This is a genomic window from Pseudomonas sp. FBCC-B1565 (genome assembly GCF_059133265.1).
Window position 1 is genome coordinate 4,072,232 of sequence record NZ_CP101438.1, and the last position, 15,574, is coordinate 4,087,805.

Genomic DNA, 15,574 nt, shown 5'->3' on the forward strand with positions numbered 1-15,574 from the left:
GCCCCCTCCCACAATGTTTGAGCGCGTTTAATTCAGGCTCTTTTCCAGCCAGGCTTTCAGCTCCTGCACTTGCGCTTCACTGATGGTATGCGGCATGCCCGGATACCCGTGGAACTCTGGCTTCAACCCCAGTCCCGTCAACACCTCATTCGCCCGAGTGGCCGACGCATAAGGCAGCGCCTGGTCCAAGGTGCCGTGGCCAATGAAAATCGCCAGTTTGCCCAGTGACACATCCGGCTTCAGCTCAGCCTTGAGCACCGGCAGCACGCTGCCACTCAACGCTGCAATCCCACGCAGCAGTTCCGGCCGACGCAACCCCACCTCGTAAGACATGATCGCGCCCTGACTGAAGCCCACCAGGAACACCCGATCCGGCTGGGTGTGGTACTTGGCGGTGGCTTTACCGACAAACTCTTCGATCAACCGGGCGCTGCGTTGCAGGTCGGCAGTCTCGCCATCGTAATCGCCATCACCGGGTTTCCTGGCAAACCAGCGATAGCCATGCGGGTCCACCGGCATCGGCGCGCGGGCCGACAGGTACGTCCAGGTCGACGGCAGCGCGTCCTTGATGCCGAACAAATCCTCTTCGTCACTGCCGAAACCGTGCAGGAAAATCACCAGCGGCTGGTTGCGCGCATCGCCCTGGGTCTGTTCCAGGTACGACAACGGCAAGTCAGTGTGCAGCGTATCGTCGGCATGAGCGACGCCGACCATCAGGGTCAATGCCAGGGCAAACAGTTTGAGCATGGGACGTGACCTCAGGGTTTGCGCAGCAGATAAGTGTCCATGATCCAGCCATTCTCCAGGCGCGCCGCCTTGCGCACCCGTTCGATTTCTTCTGCCACTTCACTGACCTTGCCACTGATAAGGATCTCATCCTGCGTGCCCAGGTAGGCGCCCCAGTAGATGTCCAGGCCTTGATCGGCCACGGTGCGGTAGGAGTCTTCCGCGTCGAGCATCACCACCAGGGTGTCGGCATCACTCGCCTGCCCCGCCGCCAGACGGCGCCCGGTGGTGATCTCGACCGACTTGCCGATGCGGTTCAGCGCCACTTTGTGTTGTGCGGCCAGGGCCTGCACGCTGGTGATACCGGGGATCACCTCGAACTCGAAGGTGCAGCGGCCACTGGCCAGAATCGCCTGCAAAATGCGGATGGTGCTGTCGTACAACGCTGGGTCGCCCCACGCCAGGAAAGCACCTACTTCACCGTCAGTCATTTCTTCGTTGATCATGCGCTCGAAGGTCTGCTGCTTGTCGCGGTTCAGGTCCCGCACGGCGGTGGTGTAGTCGATATCGCCGCGCACACGCTCGGGGCACTCGGCCTCCACGAAGCGATAGCCCGGCTCAGTGATGTAGGTCTCGCAGATCTCGCGGCGCAGGTCGATCAACTTGTCTTTGCTCTGGCCCTTGTCCATCAGGAAAAACACGTCGGTACGGTTGAGCGCCTTCACGGCCTGCATCGTGATGTAGTCAGGGTTGCCGGCGCCAATGCCGATGATCAGGATGCGTTTCATGGGTTGCTCTCAATGCGGGGCTTGGATTCTGCCATGTTCAGGCGCTCAGGCGTGAGTTTCCAGGCGCAGGCGCCAGACGGTGTTGAAGCGCAGTTCGGTGGCGGCCAACGGTTCGACGTCGATGCGGTAGAACATCGACAGCGGAAACTGCATCACCTGCAACAGCGCGGCGCGGATCACAAAGGGGTGGGTGATGGCGACAATATGGCCGGGTTGGGATTCGAGGGTTTTCAGCCACTGCGCTACGCGTGCACACACGTCATCGACTGACTCCCCACCCGGGGGCGCGAAGGTGCTGTCGGTGAGCCAGGTATTCAACTCATCACTATTGAGTTGGCTGATGGGCTGGCCTTTCCACTGGCCGAAATCAGCATCGCGCAGGGCGTCTTCGATCACCGCGTCACTGCCGAACAAGCCAGCCGTCTGTCGAGTACGCAGCTCCGGAGCGCACAATAAACGCGGTTTTTTCCTGTAACGCCCGGCGAGGGAGCCGGCCGCGCCCTGCCAATCGATCACCACCGGCTCGTCATCGCAGAAACGCCCCTGTTTTTGCAGGGGCGTGAGGGCATGGCAAATGAGTGTCAGGCGTGTGGCTTGCATCGCAGCGTGCTTAGACCCAGGGAATGAGGCCACCAAGACTGGCGCACTTATCCCAGCCGCGCAACGCCGGCGACCGTCAGTCTGCTTTTCTTGTGAGAGCTTGCCTGCGATACGCACGCCGCGGTGCATCGGTGACAACTGTTCTTTGTGGCGAGCGGGCTTGCCCCGCGCTGGGCTGCGCAGCAGCCCCAAAACTCGACGCTGAGTTCTTTCAGGAATACCTCGGTGCCTTCACTGGGGCTGCTACGCAGCCCAACGCGGGGCAAGCCCGCTCGCCACAGGGGGATTTGCTGGCCGAGGATAAATCTATCAATCAAACCAATCCCGCCGTCCCTCAAACGTTCCGACGATCAGTTCCACAATCATCCGCACCGCCTCCTCATTCCGCACCTGCGCATTCACCGCCAACCACACCTGGCGCTGCATACGCTCATCCAGCAACCCCGGCAACGCCACCAACCCCCGGTCGAAACTGCTCATGTAATGCGGCAGCAACCCAATGCACGCGCCACAACGGATCATCTCCAGCATCAGCGAATACGCATGCACCTGCACCACTGCCGCCAGGCGCTGCTGCACCACCTGGTTCCACGCCTGCAAAGCCCCCACCTGCGCATCCGGCTGCCATTGCACCAGCATGTAATCGTCGAGGTCCTCCACACTGTCCGGCCGTGTGGTCAACCGCGAATAACGCTTGGCGATATGCGGCAGATACTGCAAACGCGCCAGGGCCCTAGGCGGTTCAGTGGCAAAGCTCGGACCGGGCACCGGCCCGTCGGCGTCCGACAGCCACAGCACCACGTCCACATCCACCGCCTGCAACGACAACTGGCTGTCGATGGAGATGATCTCCAGGCGCACGCTGGCATTGCGGCGCAGCAAGGCGATCAAGTCACGCCCAAGGATGTCATGCAGGATCGGCTCAGCCACCGCGAGCCGAATCAACGGCTGCTCCGTCACCGGCAAGCGTCGTTCATGGGCCAGTGCAATCAGCTGCGCTTGCAACTGCTGGCCATCGCGACTGAGCACCAAACCGTTGCCCTGGTAGCTGAACAGCGAATGCCGCAGGTGTTCCTCCAACTGCGCCAGACGCTTGCGCAACAGCGTCGCCTTGATATTCAAACTGCGCGCCGCCTGCATGAAACAACCGCAGCGCGCACTCACCAGGAAGTAGCGCGCCACTTCCGGGTCGATCTCATGGGCCAGGGTCAGCCAACTGCTGCGGCCCTCGGTTGACACGCGATAAACGGAGGGCCCCTGGGGGGCAGACGGTTCTAGAAATGCCATGGGAGACTCCCTGTCTTGTTGGTCTGTGCATCCAATGCGGGTTGACGCGTGTTACTCCAGCACTTTGTTCAGCTCGGCGCCGTCGATACTCAGGGTGGCGGTATTGAGCATGCCTTCGAGGTAAGCCTTGGCGATCTGTTCCTGGCGCTGGGCACGCAGGGCCTGGGTGAGGCGTTCACGCAGTTCGTCGAGGGTCGCGGTGCGCGCCGGTTGCTGGCCGGTGAGTTTGAGCACATGGAACCCCGCTGCACTCTGCACCACGTCCGACACGGCACCGACCTTGAGGCGCGACACCGCACTGCGCACTTCCGGCACCAGTTGCTGCAACGGCTGCATGCCCGAGTCACCGCCGCGTGCGGCGGAGTCGGTGTCCTGGGAAAACTGCGTAGCCAGGGCGGCGAAATCATTCGGTGCGGCCTGGGCGCGACGGCTCAGCTCCTGGGCCTGGCGGCGTACACTGTCGACGGCTTGCGGGTCATTCACCGCGAGGAAAATCTGGCTCACTCGGTACAACGGCGGTGTCACCCACTGCGACTTGCCGCTGTCGTAGGCCTGCTGCAATTCGGCGGCGCTGGGGTAATCGGCCGGCACCTGGCTGACCGACAACATGTAATCGCGAAATACAATCTGCTCGGCGGCGGCGCGGGTTTGCTGCTCCACGTCCGGGCGCTGACGCCAGCCCTGGGCGTCGGCCTGTTCGAGCACGGCCTTTTGCGCCAGGCGCGAACGAATCCAGGTTTCCAGCGCGCCACGGTTGCCGCGCAATTGTTCGCGGGACTCGGCAGGCAGGCTGGCCAGCACGGTTTTCAGTTCCGTCAGGTCGATCTGCTGGTTGCCCAAGCGGGCCACCGCTGGTCCGACCGGTACAGGGTTAGTCACCGGCGCCGGTTGCTGCGCCGCCACCGGGTCGCTGCCCGGTCGCAGGCTCAAGCCCACCGCCACCACCAGCAAGGCCAGCGCGCCCGCGCCGACCATCAGGGTTGGCTTTTTCACAGTACCGGCGCCTCGGCTTCCGCCTGCAACTGCGCGGCCTGTTGGCTGTACTCACGCAGGTAGACGATAAATTCCTGCAACAGACGGTCCCACAACTCCAACTGGCTGCACAGGTGCGTAGCGCCGACACCGGCCACCACCACGTCCATTTCCATCAGCAGGAATTCACCCTGCACCGACAACCGTGCAAAACGGCGTGAGGCGTTCCATACCTGGGCCAGACCTTCGGGCAATTCGCCCTGGATCCGCAGCGCGCAGCTGTAAGTGAAATCCACATAGGCGCCCTGCTCTGCCGCCGGGTTGCCGAAACGCACCGCAAAGCCGATGCCCTGGCTGGCGCTGAGCAATTGCACGATGCCGTTTTGCTCAGTCTGGTTGACCCGGTAACCGGCTTCCTGCAGCAACTCGGTGAGGCTCTGGGTGGTGACGCTGGTGATCAATTCGCTCATGAAGATCTCTTCCCTGTCTATCAATGATTGGCAGTTGCCTGGGGCGCATCGAAACGGCTCTTGTACAAATCGTCGCCAAAGCCTTGGGCCAGCTCCTCGAACTTGACCCGGGCGCTGCTGGCGAACGGCTGGCGGATGCTCATCACCTCGGCCACGTCAATTTTTTCGTAGGCCGCGAGCAACTGCTGGGCTACGCCGTACATCTGTTGATTCTTGACTGAACATTGCTGCACTTGTGTGTCACGTTCGCTCAGTTGGGCCTGCAAGCGCGCCCGCTCGGCCTCTTTGCCCTTGGCCAGCACCAGCAGTTCGTCATAGGCCTTCTTGAACTTGCCGATCTGCTCGTTGCTGGCCGCCACCTGGGCCTGCGCCTGGCTGTGCAGGCTCTGTTGCTGGCCGGCCATTTGCTCGGCCACGCCACGGGCCTTGTCCAGCTCGGCCGTCAGTTGCTTGATTTGCGCCTGGGCCTGCTTGGCCTGGTTTTCCGCAGCCAGGCGCGCGGCGCTGGCCTGGGCCTGCTCGCTTTGCAGGGCCTGCAATTGCTGGGTGGTGCTGCGCAGTTGCGTGCGCAGGCGCTCCTCCATGCCTTCAGCCGACGCGCCAGTGGCGACCAGCAGCAGTAACAACCCGCAGATTCGCGTGTTCATGTGGCATCTCCCTGCGCATCAAAAGCGCGTGTTGAGTTCCAGTTGCATCACATCGACTTCGAACGGCTGGCCGTAGACTTCGGACGCGCTCAACCAACGCGCACTGGCGTAGATGTTCTTTTCGATGCCGTAGTTGGCGCCGATGAAGTAGCCCTTGGCGTTGGTGCCGCCCAGGTGGAACGAGGAATCGTTGAAGCCGTCGGGCAAGGCGTCGGGCTGGATGTACTTGTAGCCGGCCAGCACGTTCCAGTCGCCGCGCTTGCGCATCTCCAGCGCGCTGCCGAGGGTGAACGAGACCATCAGCGCATTGCCGCCACTTTCAAACTGGCCCTTGCTGTTGATGTTGTTGACGATCTCGCCTTCGCTGCGCTTGAGCATCTCGCCCTTGTCGTAGGCCAGGTTGTGGATGAAGTTGGCCTGGGAGCGCAACTTGAAGTCGCTCGGCAACTCGCTGTCCCAGACCAGGTTGAGGTCCAGCACATTGAACTTGGACGCCAGGCCGACGAATTGAGGGTCCGGCGTTTTCGCCGGGTCGGCCGGGTTGGTGGTGTTGTTGCGCAGGTTGAACACCGAGTTGCCTTTTTGCATGAACGCCACCCGCGTGCCGTCCGTGTCGCAACCCGCCGCACCCGCCCAAGGCGCGCAAGGGCTGGAGCGCTCGCCTTCGATGTCCTGGAACTGGTAATAGGCCGCGGCCAGCTTGAGGCGGTTGCTGCGATTGATCTTCCAGTCCGCGCCAATCTGCCCGCCAAACAGCCACTTGGTCTCGCTGTCTTCCTTGTCGATGCCGTTGGCGCTGGCGGTGTCGGAGGTGTATTCGATCGGGAAGGCGCCGAGCGTGCCGAACACGCCCCATTCGCTGTTGAGGGAGTGGTTGAAGATGGCGGCCACACCGTCGAAGTTGAGGTCGTTGGAATACATCATGTCAGTGGAATAGAACGGGTTGCCGATACGCCCGGCGGTCAACTTCATGTAGTCGGTGGTGGTCCAGGTGAGGTAGCCCTGGTCCAGCCAGATATCTTTTTTGCCGAAGCCGCCGCCCAGGGTCTGGGTGGTGGACACCGGGTTATTGTCAGAGCCGGTGGCGATGCGGATACCGGCGGTCCAGTCCGGCGAGAGCACCGCTTTCATGCCCAGCCGGGCGCGCAGGCGGAACAGGTTTTCACGGTCCTGGCGGGTGTTGAGCAAGGGTGGGAACTTGGTGTTGGAGTTCTTGTTGACGTCATAGGGGCCGGTGTCATTGACCTTCGCGAAGTCCGTGATGTTGTTGCTGTTGTTGCCCGAGAAGTAACGCGATTCATCGCGCAGACGAATGTCGCCGTCAAAGCTGATGCGCGAGATCCAGTCCGGAAAGGTATTGGGCTGGGCCCAGTTTTCCTGCTTGGCGGTGGCCATGACCTCGGCCTTGACCTGGTCACGAATCTGATCCTTCACTGCCTGCGGCACGTATTGCACCCGCACATCGCCGGGGGCTGCGGTCGGGCCTGCGGCCACCACCGGCGCGGCATTGGCCTGGCGCGCCTGCTGGGCTTCTTTTTCGGCCTGGGCGATCAGCCCGTTGGCGGTGTCCTGGGTCAGCACGCCCTGCTGCACCAGCAGGCGGATCAGGTTGATGGTGACGTTTTCCGAGGGCGCGACCGGGGCCGCAGCCGCCTGGCCGACCAGGGTCGCGATGACCATGCCGACCGCCAGGGTCAGTCGATTCACGGGGGAAATCATGTGTACGCAACTCCTGTAAAAAACCGTTGGAAAAAGGATTCAATCAATCCGGGCGCCGGCCCTTGAGGGACAGGCGCATGGGCAGCGTCAGCGACGCCGGTGGTTTCTGCGTGGCACGCGGCGTCTGGATCAAGGCGAGCATCTGCGCATCGGTCTCGGCATCGCCGCTGGACTTGGCCACCAGTGCCTTGGTGACCTGGCCATCGGCGCCCAACCACAGGTCTATCTGTATCGAGAAGGCCTTCTTGCGCAGCTCCGGGTCTTCGCGCATCAAGCGCTGGTAGGTGCCGGCCAGGTACTGCTTATAAGTACCGGTGCCCAACCCGCCGCCACCGCTGCCGGCCATACCGCCGCCCTTGCCGGCACCGATGTTGAAACCGTCATTGCCAGACTGGGCGTCGCCATCGATCTGCATCGGGTTGGCCAAATCCTCGTTAGGCGAAGGCGGTGCTTCCTCGGCGGGCTTGACCTCTTCGGGCTCCGGGCTCGGCACCGGCTCCGGGACTTTTTCTTCGACCTGGGGCTCAGGTTCCTTGGGTTTCTCCGGCGGCGGTGGAGGTGGTGGCGGCAACGGAATAATCGTCGGCACCTTGGGCGCTTCACGGCGCACGCCGCTCATGTCATTGGCCCACTGCCACAGGAACCAGGCGGCGACGGCGCCCAGCAACAGGCCGGCGCCCCACTTCAACGGGCGCCACGGCGGCGTGTTTTTCACAGGCGGTGGCCTGATCGGCATCTGTGCAGTCATGACTCAGCCCTGGCTCGGTTTGCCGGTGACCAACCCGACCTGGGACAGCTCCAGCCGGCGCAGCAGGTCGAGCACTTCGATCACCTTCTGGTACTGCACCATCGCATCGCCGCGCACGATCACCGGGAAGTCCGGGTTCAGCGCTTTCTCGATGCGCAGGCGCTCTTCCAGCTCGCCGAGGGTCACCGGGTAGGCGTCGAGGAACACCTGGCCGCCGTCATTCACGGAAATGGCCTTGGTCTTGGCCTCCGACAACGACACCGAGGCGCTGGCCTTGGGCAGGTGAATCTGAATGCCCGACACCTGGGCGGTCGCGGTGAGGATAAACATCACCAACACCACCATGAGCACGTCCACCAGGGGCGTGATGTTGATGCTGTCGACGGCCGCGTCATCGTCATCGTCGTGGGAGGCATTTACGGAAGCCATGGCGATTCTCCTCAGGCCGGAACCGATGCGTGATGTTCGCGGCGGTGCGCGGTTTCACTGTGCTGGCTCTCGCCGTGCATCTCCGCCAGGCGGGTGATGAACTCGTCGACGAACACGCGCATGTCCGCACTGACTTCCTTGTTGCGCGTGATCAGGCGGTTGTAGCCAAACAGCGCCGGGATCGCCACGAACAGGCCCATGGCCGTGGCCAGCAGCGCCGCCGCCATGCCAGGGGCGATGGCGTTGATGTTGACGTCACCGGCCATCGCCGTGCCGAGGAACACCACCATGATCCCCAGCACCGTACCGAGCAGGCCGATGTACGGGCCGCCGGCGATGGCATTGGACAGGGTCGAGAGCTTGGAACTGAGCGCCTGGTTCTCGCGGGTGCGCACGCCATCCATGGAGCAGCGGATGGCTTCGATGGTGGCGGCCGACACCGACGACGTGTCGGCGCCCTGGGCACGGCGGGTACGGATTTCCTTGACCGCCACCAGATACAGACGCCACAGCGACGAATGGGCCAGGCGCTCACCCAACTGGGCGTCGTCGGCGTACATCTCCAGGCGGGTGCCGATCTGCGCGAAGTGCTCGCGGAAGATCTCGTTGGCACTGCTCACGCGGCTGACCTGGCGGTTCTTGCGCAGCATGATGACCCACGACTGGAACATCATCGCCACCAGCACCAGGATGATCACCCAGGCATCTACCGGTACGGCGTTGAGCAAAAAGCCCAGGCTGCCGAAACCAAAGCCGGACTGTTCTTCATCCACGCCGTAGGCCACCAGTTTCGACTCGGCGCCCTGGGCGCTGGCATCGGCCAGCAACAGTGCTGCCGGGCGTGCCACCTTGGACAGGCGCAGCTCATCGATGGCCCCGGCGAATGGCAAGTGGGTGCTGCCGGCTTCCGGCAGGTCGGCGCCGATGGCGATCTGAGAATTGAACGCCGGCAAGGCCTGCGCCAGGGTCGCGGTTTCGCGGCCATTCACATACAGCGTGAGCTTGTCGCCCTCGGCGGTGAACGCCAGGTGTTGCCATTGACCGGGGTTCAGCGGTTGGGTGGACACGGCGCGCTGGCCGTCGACTTCCACGAACGGCACGCCCTGGTTCAGGCCCAGCAACAGACTATGGCCGCCGTCGCGACGGGCTAGCACCGCTTGCTCGCCGCTGGCCTGGTCCAGGCGCAACCAGGCGCTGAACGTGAACGCGCCGCCCGCCGCGTGCTGTAACGAGGGGCTGGCCGGCAACATCAACGCTTGGCCGCTCAACTGCAAGGCGCGGCCGATCACGCCGTCGATGCTCGCGCCGGTGGCGTTCAATGCGGTGTTGGCGTAGGCCGTGGTGTCCCGGGCTGGTGTGCCATTGGCCCCGTCAAAGTGATACAGCGCGGTGTAGTTCGGGTCGAAGGTCAGTTGCCCATTGGCCGTGGCCGGTGCCTTCTGGTTGCCGTAGTACATCCACAGGTCCTGGCGCTGGCCGCCTTCGACCTTGGGCACATCGACCCAGATCAGCGCCATGCCCATCAGTGGGTCGAAGCTTTCGATCTGGTGGTTGAACACGGTCTTGTCGTCGGCACTCACAAAACGCAGGTCAGAACCGTCGTCCTTGACCCCGTCAAAAGTGAAGTTGCCGGTGTGCAGGCGCACCAGCAGTGCAGTGCGGCCCAGGGCCTGGCTGATCGCGGCGCCTTGGGCGGTGGTGTCTACCGAAATCTGTTTGCGGTAGTGCCAGTCGTCCTGCCACCAGGCATGGGCGGTGGCCGGGAGCGCGAAGCCCAGGCAGATCAACAGGCTCAGGAATAGGCGTTGCATGGGTGAAGTCTCCGGAAGAAAAAGTCAGAAAGTCGCCTGCACACTGAAGTGCAGTCGCGAGTCCTGTTTCTGGGTGTTCGGTCCATCGAGCAGCGGGTAGCCCCAATCCAGGCTGCCGGACAACCATTTGCTCAAACTGGCGCGGGTGCCCAGGCCGACACTGGCCAGGCTGTATTCGTCTTCTTGCTCGGGCAGCGGGTCGTGCAGGCGCATGCGCGCGCCTTCGGCGAACGCATAGAAGCGCCACTCCTGCACATAACTGCCGAGGAACTTGGCCAGGGACGGCGTGCGCAGCTCCTGGGAAAGCAAGTAGCCCTCATCCCCGGTACGCTCCGCCGCCAGGTAACCGCGCACCGAGGTGGCGCCGCCGGCGGAATACTGCTCGTTGGAGACCAGCGGCCCCGACGCGAGCTGGAAGCCGCCTTTGGTTGCCGACTGCCAATCGTTGGCAAAGGTGTAGGTGTAATTCAGGTCGCCCTTGAGCACGGCGAAACTGGCGCTGGCCTTGTAGCGCTTGTAGTCGAACTCTTCGGCATCGCTGCCGTAGCCAAAGAACGCGCGGGTGCCCACCACCAGGTTCAGGCCCAGGCCCAGCTGCGATTGTTCGGTATAGCGAAAGCCGTTGTAACCCAGGGTGAACGGTGCGTACTTGAGGGGCACCTGGTCGCTGCTGGAGCCGAATTTCATCTGCTCGTCGAAGTCCTTGAAGTCGACGCCGAACGAGAACGAATTGGCCCAATTTCCCGCCGCCGGCAGGTTGTAGATGGCCGACACGCCGTAGGAATGGCCCTTGCCCAACACGTTGCTGCCGCCGATGGTGGCGATGTTGCTGTCGGACTGGTAACCGGAGAACTGCAAGGTCCAGCGCTCGTTCAATGGCGCGCTGTAGGAACCGGACCAGACCTTGGCGTTGTCGGTGTCCTGGGGCGCGGTGAAATAGGTCAGGGAAATGCTGTGGCCCAGTTGCCAGAGGTTGTCGTAACCCAGCGTGGCGACCGAACGCAGCTTCTCGGTGTCGGCGCTGTAGTCGTTGTTCAGGCCGAGGCTGGCGTGCCAGGGATTCTGGTCTTCCACTTGCAGATCCACATCCATCGTGCCCGGGCGCTGGCCTTCGCGCACCAGCGGCGTGACCTGGCGCCCGGCGCTGCGGTTGAGGCCGGCCAACTGGGTTTGCACCGTGGCAAAGTCCGGCACTGCGCCCTCCTCCAGGGCCGGCACCTGCTCGCGGATTTCCACCGGTGAATAGTGCTTGGCCCCGACCACACGTACGCGGCCGACCTTGGTTTCGCTCACTTGCAGGTAGACGATACCGTCATCGACCTTCTGCTCCGGCAGCTCGACAAACACTGACTGGTAGCCACGCGCCTGGTAGATCTTCTGCAACGCATCGCGAGCGCCTTCGATATCGCCCAGGGTCTTTTGCGGCCCCAGGAATGGGTACACCGCCTCCTCGATCGTCGCCGCATCGAGCACGGTATTGCCGCGCACGAAGTACTCGTTGACGTCGACCTTGCGCGCCGCCGCCTCTTCCTCGGCCAACACCGGTTGCGCCAGGCTCCCCAGCGTCACGCAACACAGCGCCAGCGTTAATTTGAACAGATGCTCCACACCGCCCCCTGACTGTCTGATTGTTCGCACCGTCGCCGAATCCCCGGCGTGCGGCCTGCTCAATTGCTGGTGATCGCAGTGTTGCCGTGGCGTGCCAGCCAGGTGTGCAACAGGGCGAAGTTCAAGGAGAACTCCGGCATGTGCAGCAAGGCGCCACAAAACACGTCACCGATGATTTTCTGGATGAGTTGCACCGCACGCGGGTTGTTCAGCAGCGTGGCGATGTCGCGCGTCAGGACATGAACGCTCCAGACCTTCTGGTTGAGGTCCAGGCCGACGAACCAGCGGAACAGCAGGTTGTAGTTCAGCTGTTCATGCAGTTGCTGCTCGCTGGGCACCGAATACAGCAGTTGCAGCAGCAGGATCTGCAGCACGGTCTGCGCAGGGATCGACATCGCGGGTTCGGCGGTGAGCCAGTCACGGTGCTGGTCGAGCACTTCGTCGATCTGCGGGCGCAGCAATACCAGGGAATGGCCAGCCGGGATGTAGCTTGAGACTTCCTTGCGGGCGCCCTGCCAGTCTTCCTGGGAGACGATCCATACCCAGGGCGCGCCATAGCGATAGACCGACACCGGCTTCTTGCGCGCCGCTTCGACGATCTTCGACAGGCGCTGGTCGAGCTCCTGCATGCCCACTTTCGAGTAACGTTCCATAGTTCCCATCGCCCCACTCCTGGCATCCTGCTTGCGGCTGAAAAGCTCACCTTTCTGGTGGGCTCAAGCGCGTTACACAGAGGAGACGGGAGTGGCCATGGGCTACCGAACTTTTGTCATGAAAGCTTCATTTTTGATTGGGTGGGGGGCAATTCTTGGTGGTGTGAATATCCGTTATTTGGGTAACGGCGGCTATTGGTTCCGCCCTTACGGCGGGTCACTTTTGAAAGAGCCCAAAAGTAACCAAAAGGCTCTTGCCCCAACACTCGGCACCTCGCTTAGGCTCGGTGTGCCCGTAATCCGACAGTGATTTGGGGGGCCGCCGCCACGCGCCATCCATGGCGCGGGGCGGCTAAACCGGCATCCCTGCCGGTTTACCCCCCAAATCCCTGCCGAATTCCGGCCAGCGTGTTTGACGGGGCGCCTAACATCAAAATCAAAAGCAGATCAAAGCCAGAGCCAGAGCCAACCACCCCGGCGTTTTTCAAGGTAGTTGTCGTGTCTCCCGTCTTGCTAGGCGACCTTCACGACAACTGTCAGCTCCCTTTCGGGATTGAGGTACACCGTCCCGATAGGGTTCCAGTTGCGTGTCTCGCCTGACCACCTTTCAGGCCTTTTTTCTCTCGCTTGCCCATAGATTGCCGCCCTCCGGGCCAAGATTTCCCGGTCTTTTCCCTCGTGGCGCTGGGCGGGTGTCACGAAGCGGATTCGGCTATGACGATGCTCGGTGTTGTACCAGGCCATAAAATTCCTGACCCAGATACGCGCGTCATCCAGGCTGCCAAATCCATCCTGCGGCCACTGCGGGCAGTACTTCAGCGTTCTAAACAGCGACTCCGAGTAAGGATTATCGTTGCTTACCCGGGGTCTTCCTCTCGATGGCGTGATACCCAGGTCGTACATCTTGGTCAGTAACGTCACCGATTTCATCGGTGCGCCATTGTCCGAGTGAAGCACCAGCGGCTGACGCCAGCACTTCTCTCTAGTGACACTTCGTTGCAGTAGGACAGCGGCTTTTTCACCGTTTTCTGCTTCGTAAACTTCCCAGCCCACAGCCTTTCGGCTGTAGATATCTTCGATCAAATAGAGGTAGTAAAACTTCCCACGAACTGGCGACGGCAGGTACGTGATATCCCAAGACCACACCTGATTGGCGGCTGTCGCCGCGTAGGTGGTGGGTGCTTCATGGCGATGCGGGCGTTTGGCGCGGGAACGATGATGCTGCTGATCTGCCGCACGCAGCACTCGGTAAAAGGTTGCCTCCGATGCCATGTAACGTCCCTCGTCAGCGAGCCGTGGCACGATCTGGCTCGGTGGCAGATGTGCGTAGGCCTTGCTGTTGCACAAGGCCAGGATGGCTTGGCGCTCAACATCAGTCAGAGCATTATTCGGCACTGGCCTCACCGTCGTGGTGCGCCCATCTGCCAACAACGCTTCGGGCAGGATCCAGCGTTGTAGCGTGCGTAGCGAAATACCGACTTCTAGACACGCAGGCGCCCTGCGGGCACCCGCAGTGATGGCTTCGGTGAGCCAGTCGACGAGAAGATGCCGTTCTGGCAACAAGGTCAATTGTCCTCGTCGTCGTTCCCCCAGTAGGCATTGAGCTTTTTTCGCAGCACCAGCAATGCGACTGTTTCAGCCAGCGCTGCATCCTTTCGGCGCAGCTCACGCTCCAGCTCCCGAATCCGGTTCTTATCCTCCTTGGTCTCACCAGCGATTCCTTTTTTCAGCGCTGAGTGATTAGTGCTGTTGGCAATGAAAGCTTTGCGCCAGCCGTCAATTTGCTCAGGGAAAATACCGTTGCGACGGCAATACTCACTCAGCTCCAGCTCCGACAAAGCTGATGATTCGATGACTGCCATGAGCTTGGATTCGGCAGACCAACTTTCAGGCGACTGCTTGTTTTCGGACAACTGAGAACCTCTGGCAGCAGCTTGCTTACGCCAATAATGAAGAGACATGTCGCTACAACCTTCACGGCGCGCGACCTCCGACGCTGACAGGCTCAGGGGCGGAAGCATCATTTTCAACAGCGCAGCTTTGCGTTCTTCTGAATAGAAAGGCATGACCTTACTCTTGCCGCCCCCGGAATACTTTTAAAAAGCGGAGGACACGACAACTACCCTGACACCGGGGGACCCTTCAACTGATACATGAAGATAAAACTGTGGGAGGGGGCTTTCCCCCGATGGCGGTGTGTCAGCCAACTCATCAGTGACTGACCCACTGCCATCGGGGGCAAGCCCCCTCCCACACTTTGACCGAGTACCGGCCATACAATCCGGTCGGCTCTAAGGCCGCCGCGCTCTTGTTTTTGATCTGGGATCGCCCCGTCAAACACGCTGGCCGAACGCAGGCTTGAATCCGTGGGTAACCCGGCAGGACGCCGGGTTAGCCGCACTGGGCCATGGATGGCCCATTGCGGCGGCCCACGGATTCAAGCCGGAGTGAGGGCATGCCGAGCCTAAGCGAGGCACCGAGTGTTGGGGCGAAGGCCTTTTGCTTACTTTTGGCTGGGCCGGCATTCCGGCCTTTCCAAAAGTGAGCCGCTGTAAGAGCGGAACCATAAGTAGCCGTTACCGAAGAAACGGATATGTACTCAACTCCGAGAACAAAACCCAACCCCCTGCAACGGCAACTCATAAGACTTCTTAACCGTCCTAACCACCAACGTAGAAGAATAAGTCCGAATCGGAATATCCCGATAAGTCTCCAGAAACCGATAGATATACTCGGTGTACTCCGCAGCATCCCGAAACTTCGCCACCATCACAAAATCAAACTCCCCGGTCATCAAGTAACAATCCTGAATCTCCGGATGAGTCGACAGGATATGCTGCATCTTGCGGTCAATATCCTGGCTATCCCTGTCCAGCTTGATCAGGAAAAACGCCGTCACCTGGATCCCCAATTTGCGTTCATCCAGCACCGCCACCTTGGCCTTGATGATCCCTACGCTCTCCATGCGGCGAATCCGCCGATAACAACTGGTGGAAGACAGCCCCACGCTGTCGCTCAACAACTCCAGGCTCTGGTCGCAATCCTTCTGCAACTTGCCCAGGATCTTCAAATCCATGGCGTCTGTCATCGGTTCCAAATCGTCCTTGAAAAAATGC

16 protein-coding genes are annotated in these 15,574 nt (G+C 61.5%); 1 reads left to right on the forward strand and 15 read right to left on the reverse strand.

What is annotated here, in order from left to right:
* Positions 1-27: 27 nt before the first annotated feature.
* The 13 genes from NL123_RS18760 to NL123_RS18820 all read right to left on the reverse strand — a co-directional run bounded on the left by NL123_RS18760 (position 28) and on the right by NL123_RS18820 (position 12,458).
* The gene (locus tag NL123_RS18760) at positions 28-747 is read right to left on the reverse strand and encodes an alpha/beta hydrolase (RefSeq protein WP_494356051.1); all 720 of its coding nucleotides are present in this window, start codon (positions 745-747) and stop codon (positions 28-30) included.
* Between the two features lie 11 nt (positions 748-758).
* Positions 759-1,514, reverse strand: a complete 756-nt coding sequence (gene cobF, locus NL123_RS18765; protein WP_248487836.1) for a precorrin-6A synthase (deacetylating) — start codon at positions 1,512-1,514, stop codon at positions 759-761.
* Positions 1,515-1,559: 45 nt separating this feature from the next.
* Complete coding sequence (locus NL123_RS18770; protein ID WP_494356052.1) at positions 1,560-2,114, reverse strand: histidine phosphatase family protein; 555 nt, start codon at positions 2,112-2,114, stop codon at positions 1,560-1,562.
* A gap of 309 nt (positions 2,115-2,423) precedes the next feature.
* Positions 2,424-3,401: a LysR family transcriptional regulator gene (locus tag NL123_RS18775; protein WP_494356053.1), complete on the reverse strand. Its 978-nt coding sequence runs from the start codon at positions 3,399-3,401 to the stop codon at positions 2,424-2,426.
* Positions 3,402-3,452: 51 nt separating this feature from the next.
* Positions 3,453-4,394, reverse strand: a complete 942-nt coding sequence (locus tag NL123_RS18780; protein WP_494356054.1) for a peptidylprolyl isomerase — start codon at positions 4,392-4,394, stop codon at positions 3,453-3,455.
* On the reverse strand, positions 4,391-4,843 hold the full coding sequence (locus tag NL123_RS18785) for a YbjN domain-containing protein (RefSeq protein ID WP_494356055.1): 453 nt from the start codon (positions 4,841-4,843) through the stop codon (positions 4,391-4,393). Before NL123_RS18785 ends, NL123_RS18780 begins: the two co-directional genes overlap by 4 nt.
* A gap of 20 nt (positions 4,844-4,863) precedes the next feature.
* Positions 4,864-5,490, reverse strand: coding sequence for a DNA repair protein (locus NL123_RS18790; RefSeq protein ID WP_071495333.1), 627 nt, complete (start codon positions 5,488-5,490; stop codon positions 4,864-4,866).
* Between the two features lie 18 nt (positions 5,491-5,508).
* Positions 5,509-7,209 (reverse strand): putative porin, encoded by a 1,701-nt coding sequence (locus NL123_RS18795; RefSeq protein WP_248487832.1) that lies wholly within the window; start codon positions 7,207-7,209, stop codon positions 5,509-5,511.
* Positions 7,210-7,252: 43 nt separating this feature from the next.
* Positions 7,253-7,957 carry an energy transducer TonB family protein gene (locus NL123_RS18800; RefSeq protein WP_248487831.1) on the reverse strand — a complete coding sequence of 235 codons (705 nt, stop codon included), beginning with the start codon at positions 7,955-7,957 and terminating at the stop codon, positions 7,253-7,255.
* Between the two features lie 3 nt (positions 7,958-7,960).
* Positions 7,961-8,386, reverse strand: coding sequence for an ExbD/TolR family protein (locus NL123_RS18805; protein ID WP_010211136.1), 426 nt, complete (start codon positions 8,384-8,386; stop codon positions 7,961-7,963).
* Positions 8,387-8,397: 11 nt separating this feature from the next.
* The gene (locus NL123_RS18810) at positions 8,398-10,197 is read right to left on the reverse strand and encodes a DUF2341 domain-containing protein (protein ID WP_494356056.1); all 1,800 of its coding nucleotides are present in this window, start codon (positions 10,195-10,197) and stop codon (positions 8,398-8,400) included.
* A gap of 24 nt (positions 10,198-10,221) precedes the next feature.
* Positions 10,222-11,805, reverse strand: coding sequence for a ShlB/FhaC/HecB family hemolysin secretion/activation protein (locus NL123_RS18815; RefSeq protein WP_248487829.1), 1,584 nt, complete (start codon positions 11,803-11,805; stop codon positions 10,222-10,224).
* A 59-nt stretch (positions 11,806-11,864) separates the two neighbouring features.
* Complete coding sequence (locus NL123_RS18820) at positions 11,865-12,458, reverse strand: transposase (RefSeq protein WP_248488196.1); 594 nt, start codon at positions 12,456-12,458, stop codon at positions 11,865-11,867.
* Positions 12,459-12,555: 97 nt separating this feature from the next.
* Between NL123_RS18820 and NL123_RS18825 the strand changes: the two genes are divergently transcribed.
* Positions 12,556-12,768 carry a hypothetical protein gene (locus NL123_RS18825; protein ID WP_494356057.1) on the forward strand — a complete coding sequence of 71 codons (213 nt, stop codon included), beginning with the start codon at positions 12,556-12,558 and terminating at the stop codon, positions 12,766-12,768.
* A 203-nt stretch (positions 12,769-12,971) separates the two neighbouring features.
* Here the strand turns inward: NL123_RS18825 and NL123_RS18830 are convergent.
* A protein-coding gene (locus NL123_RS18830; protein ID WP_494356058.1) for an IS3 family transposase occupies positions 12,972-14,524 on the reverse strand; the annotation gives its coding sequence in 2 pieces (ribosomal slippage) (positions 12,972-14,062 and positions 14,062-14,524; 1,554 coding nt in all).
* A 533-nt stretch (positions 14,525-15,057) separates the two neighbouring features.
* A complete protein-coding gene (locus NL123_RS18835) occupies positions 15,058-15,534 on the reverse strand; it encodes an Lrp/AsnC family transcriptional regulator (RefSeq protein WP_071491274.1) in 477 nt (158 codons plus the stop codon).
* Positions 15,535-15,574 lie beyond the last annotated feature (40 nt).

What these genes read in the sequence shown, in the direction of transcription:
- NL123_RS18800 (WP_248487831.1), bottom strand. Translation starts at nt 7,957, where the DNA reads ATGACTGCACAGATGCCGATCAGGCCACCGCCTGTGAAAAACACGCCG.
- NL123_RS18820 (WP_248488196.1), bottom strand. Translation starts at nt 12,458, where the DNA reads ATGGAACGTTACTCGAAAGTGGGCATGCAGGAGCTCGACCAGCGCCTG.
- NL123_RS18775 (WP_494356053.1), bottom strand. Translation starts at nt 3,401, where the DNA reads ATGGCATTTCTAGAACCGTCTGCCCCCCAGGGGCCCTCCGTTTATCGC.
- NL123_RS18760 (WP_494356051.1), bottom strand. Translation starts at nt 747, where the DNA reads ATGCTCAAACTGTTTGCCCTGGCATTGACCCTGATGGTCGGCGTCGCT.
- NL123_RS18825 (WP_494356057.1), top strand. Translation starts at nt 12,556, where the DNA reads ATGGGCTACCGAACTTTTGTCATGAAAGCTTCATTTTTGATTGGGTGG.
- NL123_RS18770 (WP_494356052.1), bottom strand. Translation starts at nt 2,114, where the DNA reads ATGCAAGCCACACGCCTGACACTCATTTGCCATGCCCTCACGCCCCTG.
- cobF (WP_248487836.1), bottom strand. Translation starts at nt 1,514, where the DNA reads ATGAAACGCATCCTGATCATCGGCATTGGCGCCGGCAACCCTGACTAC.
- NL123_RS18795 (WP_248487832.1), bottom strand. Translation starts at nt 7,209, where the DNA reads ATGATTTCCCCCGTGAATCGACTGACCCTGGCGGTCGGCATGGTCATC.
- NL123_RS18835 (WP_071491274.1), bottom strand. Translation starts at nt 15,534, where the DNA reads ATGGATTTGAAGATCCTGGGCAAGTTGCAGAAGGATTGCGACCAGAGC.
- NL123_RS18790 (WP_071495333.1), bottom strand. Translation starts at nt 5,490, where the DNA reads ATGAACACGCGAATCTGCGGGTTGTTACTGCTGCTGGTCGCCACTGGC.
- NL123_RS18785 (WP_494356055.1), bottom strand. Translation starts at nt 4,843, where the DNA reads ATGAGCGAATTGATCACCAGCGTCACCACCCAGAGCCTCACCGAGTTG.
- NL123_RS18805 (WP_010211136.1), bottom strand. Translation starts at nt 8,386, where the DNA reads ATGGCTTCCGTAAATGCCTCCCACGACGATGACGATGACGCGGCCGTC.
- NL123_RS18810 (WP_494356056.1), bottom strand. Translation starts at nt 10,197, where the DNA reads ATGCAACGCCTATTCCTGAGCCTGTTGATCTGCCTGGGCTTCGCGCTC.